General features: G+C 38.2%; 5 protein-coding genes. 2 read left to right on the top strand and 3 right to left on the bottom strand.

Annotated features, from left to right (window positions below):
• Both ACFWE9_RS25590 and ACFWE9_RS25595 read right to left on the bottom strand, forming a co-directional pair.
• Positions 1-506 (bottom strand): IS110 family transposase (locus ACFWE9_RS25590; protein WP_377359461.1); only part of this gene is annotated, 506 nt, incomplete at its 3' end.
• A 561-nt stretch (positions 507-1,067) separates the two neighbouring features.
• Complete coding sequence (locus tag ACFWE9_RS25595; RefSeq protein WP_377359463.1) at positions 1,068-2,801, bottom strand: amidohydrolase; 1,734 nt, start codon at positions 2,799-2,801, stop codon at positions 1,068-1,070.
• 350 nt (positions 2,802-3,151) lie between these two features.
• Between ACFWE9_RS25595 and ACFWE9_RS25600 the strand changes: the two genes are divergently transcribed.
• The gene (locus ACFWE9_RS25600) at positions 3,152-4,297 is read left to right on the top strand and encodes a spore germination protein (RefSeq protein WP_377359465.1); all 1,146 of its coding nucleotides are present in this window, start codon (positions 3,152-3,154) and stop codon (positions 4,295-4,297) included.
• Complete coding sequence (locus tag ACFWE9_RS25605) at positions 4,279-4,656, top strand: spore germination protein (protein ID WP_253074198.1); 378 nt, start codon at positions 4,279-4,281, stop codon at positions 4,654-4,656. Before ACFWE9_RS25600 ends, ACFWE9_RS25605 begins: the two co-directional genes overlap by 19 nt.
• A 192-nt stretch (positions 4,657-4,848) precedes the next feature.
• Here the strand turns inward: ACFWE9_RS25605 and ACFWE9_RS25610 are convergent, their stop codons facing one another.
• The gene (locus ACFWE9_RS25610) at positions 4,849-5,340 is read right to left on the bottom strand and encodes a DUF6584 family protein (protein WP_230161858.1); all 492 of its coding nucleotides are present in this window, start codon (positions 5,338-5,340) and stop codon (positions 4,849-4,851) included.
• Between the last annotated feature and the right edge of the window lie 222 nt (positions 5,341-5,562).

A 5,562-nucleotide genomic window follows, 5' to 3' on the forward strand; every position in this document is an offset into this window, starting at 1 on the left:
AAAACCTTCCGGTATTCAGGAAACACTTGATCTAAAATGGTGTGAAACTGAAGTTTAGCTTCCACATACATATTCGTTACGATTTCCTGTTGTCTTGACAAATTCCGAAGGTCTAATAGCTGTATTCCTCTAATTTTATGAGGGTCAAAATCCTCTTTGTAATACAGCACACACAACTGGTACGCATCGATAGCGTCTGTTTTTACCTTCCGTAAATTGGTCTTCTTTGCCTGATAAGAAATAATCGGATTTAGTAAGATATATAGAATCCCTTGTTCCTCCAAGTATTGAATAACAGGAGTATGGTAATGCCCTGTAGATTCTAAAATGACCATAGGCATCTGCCCTGTCACCTCTTCAATTTCTTTTAGAAAGTCTAAAAAATGATTTAGTTCCTCTTTGATATGCTTCATTGAAAAGCTCTTCCCATACGGTTTAGATTGATCTAAAAATGCCTGAACTTGGCTCTCTCCTTTTGCCACATCCAGACCAACAACTGGATTCATCGTTTTTCCCTCCTCTACTTACTAACCAGTACCCCTAGTCCTCCATGTAGTGTCATAGCTTCGCTTGTTATACGAGATCTACGTCCCAACCAGCCTCAAACATGCTTCTACAAGTAGGGGGCGGACAGTTTAGTTCACGGGATCAAGTCCCACGCACCCGTACGTCCTACCCTGGCTACTGATATAATAGATTCTATTAAAAAAAGGTCAACCAGTAAAAACTGGCTAACCTTATAATACGAACGCACCGGTTAGTTCTTTAAGATAAGCGATTCTTATTAAAGAGTCTCGCCCTTTTCTTGAATAAGCACATAACTTTGTATTAGCTGGTATTCTCCCTCTTAAAGCAAGTTACTTTGTCACAGGGTTTCAACCTTAGGAATTCTCTCCACCAGTTGCCTGTCAGCTACCGAACGTCTTGGCACTTACTTGGGTTGGACTTTCGCTAACTAGCAATTAACTGCTTGCTGGGCACGAAGGAAGTAAAGAGACGGTTCTTGTGCTTCACCAGCAAGTGAATGAAGCACAAGAACCGCCGTCCCCGTTCATCCTATCCTTAATTTAATTTTCGTAGATAACCTTATCGTTCACAATTGTCTTAAGTACTTTGATTTCTTTAATTTTTATAGGGTCAATTGTTAACGGATTTTCTTTCAGAACAACAAAGTCTGCAAATTTCCCTTTTTCGATTGAGCCTTTTTCATTTTCCTCGAAGTTTTGCCATGCTGCATCACTTGTTACTGCGCGAAGTGCCTCTAATGGTGTGATTCTTTGCTTCGGACCAATCACCTTGCCGCTTCTTGAAATCCGGTTAACAGCAGACCATACTGCCTGCATCGGATCCATTGGGGTAATGTGAGAATCAAGATGAATGCTAAATTTAATACCACGATCAATGGACGATTTTAGAGGGCTCATCATAGCTGCTCGTTCAGGCCCCATGAATATATCCCTGTGCTGATCGCCCCAAAAGAAGGTATGGGAAACAAAATATGATGGTGTAACACCCAGTTTCTTCATTTCATCCAATTGATCTATTCTAGCCATTTGAGCATGCTCAATACGATGACGCGCATCCTTACGCGGATACTTCTCCTGGGCAGTACGGAAGGCGTAAAGAATATCATCAATCGCTGCGTCTCCGTTACCATGAATCGCAATTTGGTATCCACCCTTATGCAATTCCACTACTCGCTTCGTTAATTCCTCACGACTTGTCGCCGGATATCCCCGATAATTTGGATCATCTCCCGGCGGCACGTGGTACGGTTTACTTAAATAGCCGGTGTACCCTTGAATGGATCCATCATGAGACAGCTTCACAGCGCCAAGCTTCAACATATCACTACCGAAACCTGTTACAAAACCGCCTAATTCACCAGGGGTTATAACGCCACCAAACCCTCCACCCATGGCTGTTACCCTTAACGGCAGCAAACCTTGCTTTTGATATCTTTGTAAATCAATAAGCCCCTGTTTATTTGCTCCAGCTATAATCGAGGTCGTTACACCTTTTGAGATATAATCCTGGACAGCCTTTTTAAACGCTGCAAGATTTTCCTCTTCTGTAACAACAGGAATACGCTTGCTTACAAGACCTATAGCAGATTCCTCTAATACCCCTGTCGGTTCTCCTGTCTTAGGGTCTCTTACGATTACCCCACCAGGTGGATCAGGAGTAACTTTTGTAATTCCTGCCAATTTAAGCGCAACACTATTAGCTACTGCTAAATGTCCGGAAGTATGTCCGATATAGATTGGATGCTCCGTTGATACCTTATCCAGATCTTCACGTGTCGGGTGACGTCCTTCTGCTAAAAGTGTCTGATCGTACCCTCGCCCGAGTATCCATTCACCTTCGTGGGTTTCCATAGCTCGATCTTTCAAGGCAATGATCAGATCATCAATATTTTTAATAGGACCTACCGGTGGACTATTTAAATTAACTTGAACAGTCCCGTCCATTCCGGAGCTCGGAAAATGACTGTGGGCATCATAGAATCCCGGCAATAACACTTTATTCTTTAGATCAACGACTTTCGTGTGCCGTCCCTTTAACTTGCTAATTTTCTTACTTGAACCAACAGCAATGATTTTTCCGTCCTTGACTGCTACAGCTTCGGCAATAGTAGCATCTTTGTCCATGGTGATAACTTTTCCGTTGAAGTAAACAGTGTCAGGTGCAAGAGGGTCAAGATGGTCTGGAAGTGTACCTGAAGAAAATCCTACTAATGCAAGCACAAAAACTAGGGAGAAGATAAACAAATTTCTTTTACTTAAAAAATTTCTTTTCAAGAAAAAACCCCTTTTCTGATTTAAGATCCTTTCCATAACACCCCTTGATTTATGCCATATACACCGATGATGTTCTAAGAAATATTTCATTTAAACAACTAGAAAGAGCCACCCCCTACTAAATGCTGTTGAAAAAAGCTTCATAGACATCATGATGTCCGTACCAAACTTAAATACATTATACGAAATATTCTGAATTTTAAATAGGGATATATTTATTTTTCCCCAAAAATCATTAGGATGGCCCAATTGTTGAACAAAGATCAAACAGCACTGTTGAACTAACCTGACTTTAGTGCCATAAGAAAAAGAGCTGCCAAAGCAACTCTCTTATTGAAGACGAATGGGAATTGCATACATATAAGTTATTTTTTAGAAAAAACGAACATACTAAGGTGGTTAGTATAATCAAAAACACACTTAAGAATCTCCATGAAAAAACAAAACAGCTAAAGGAAAGTTTCAACGACACAGCTGATTTTAGAGTCAGGAAATTAAAAATCGGGTCTAATCGTTCTATAATGGTACACCTTATTTATCTTGATGGGGTGGTAAATAAAGATAGCTTGCAGGAAAACGTAATTACCCCCCTATTAGATTCAACGATGGAGACCATAAAAAAATACTCTCTTTTAGAGGATGTTTCAGAGAATATTATTAAAACAGCAGAAGTATTCGTTGCGAAAGAGTATAAGGAATTAACTGATGCCATAGTAAACGGTGGAACCGTTATAATATTTGAAGGCATTGAATTAGGAATTATAGCTGGTACAACACAGTTTAAAGAAAGGAATATTGAACAAGCTATCAGTGAGCGTTCACCAAAAGGGCCTTTAGTTGGACTTACCGAAAATCTTAATATTAATGTGAGCTTACTGTGTGGAATGATGAAGACACCTAATTTTTGCGTGGAGTCAATAGAAATCGGAATATTATCTAAGACAAACATTTCCATTCTCTATGTAAAGGAAGTTGTTGACAAGAATGTATTAACAGAGGTTAGAAATCATATTGATAAAATATCCGTTAACTATGTACTAGAATCTATGACGATTAAAGAAGCATTTGAAGGTAGGTCAACTAAGATTTTCGCAATGAGTGAGGAGTCAGAACGCCCCGATGTTGTTATATCTTCTTTATATGATGGAAAAGTTGTGGTCCTGGTAGATGGAAGTCCATACGGCATTATATTACCAGGTCTATTTGCTTCGATGTTCTCGGCACCTGATGAATATATTTCAAATTATGGCAGACTAATGAATCGGTTATTAAGGTATATGTGTTTTTCCCTATCCATTTATTTACCGAGCATATATGTGGTACTTGTAAATTTTTATGCAGATGGCTATCCAGATAAGGTTACAAAAACCCTTCTAACAAACGATGAACTGCTTCCTGCATTTTGGACGATGATAATATTTATCGTATTAACAACTATCTTAATAGACGTTACTTTTAGAGTTCCTCAAGTGCCATCATGCTTATCTCCTTGTTAGCTACAATTGCAGTCGGAGAAACAGCAGTCACAGCTAAGATTATCCATCCTGCAAGTCTAATTGTGATAGCGATAACTTTTCTTTTAGGTTTCGTCCTTTATACCAAACAATTAGCTCCTGCGATATCAACACTTCGTATTCTATTTTTACTTGTGGGAAATTTCTTTGGGGCTCCAGCAATGATAATAGTCACAACACTATTAATTATCTATATGGTCAATCTACGTTCTGCTGGCGTCCCATACCTGTCACCTCTCATACCGTTTAAACTTGAAGAATTAAAAGATACGTTATACAGAGGTAAAATGGAAAAAATAAACAACAGTAAACATAGCTTTCCAAACGATAACGATAGCTAACAAAAAAGAAACCACCACCAAAGAGAGATTACGGTTTAATTAAATCGTAATTTCATCTTTGGTGAACTAATCTGCCCCGATAATTGCATAAAGAAAAGACTGCCTTAAAGACAGCCCCGATTTTCAGCTAACGCACCCGTTTGTTATAGAACAAGTACTAGAATAACCCCTCTTATAAAGCAAGATAACGGATCAAAAAATCCAGTTTAAAAGAGAGTAAACTCCCAATAATGCAAAGAGAATTGTTAATATTATTATTGAGAAACACCCAAAAATAACTAACTTATCTTTCAATACATCGTCAGGTTGTTCCATCAAATTTTCTTTCACTTTATTTTGTATAGGTGAAATTACCTGATCCAATTCCAGTCTTATTAAAATTTCTCTATCACCTTTAAATTTTAGAGCTCGTGATATTCTGAAAGCATCGTTTCCCAAAGACTTTTCGAACAGAATACAGGCTTTTACCATTTCTGATGTCTTATTCTTTTCTAAATACCAGTAACGACCAGCCATTGAAGGATATTTTAATGCAAAATAGATATCCCCCAACTTTCTGCGGAGTTCTAACTCATTAGGATAGGTTAAAATTAACCCGTGTAGTCTATCCCTTGCTTTCCCTAAATCATTTTTTTCAATATCCTCTTCTATCTTCTTAATCGTTTTAACAGGTATCTTTTCTATAAAAAACACCTCTTTTATCTTTTTTCTTTACAGTCTTTATTTCTAGATAGTTCAGAATAGTTCCTTCTTCCACTAACCTGCCCCGTTAGTGCCATAAGAAAAAGGCTGCCTCAGCAACCTTCCTTATTGAAGTAAAGCACCTGTTAGTTCTATAAGACTTATTGCAGAGTTGACACATACTGTGTCACAAAGTATTTATATAAAATCAAAAAATAACTGCTC

This window comes from Peribacillus sp. NPDC060253 (genome assembly GCF_042727425.1).
Lineage (GTDB): Bacteria > Bacillota > Bacilli > Bacillales > DSM-1321 > Peribacillus.

Bases quoted from the DNA above. Each gene is read 5' to 3' on its own strand.
- ACFWE9_RS25605 (WP_253074198.1), top strand. From the start codon at position 4,279: ATGCTTATCTCCTTGTTAGCTACAATTGCAGTCGGAGAAACAGCAGTC.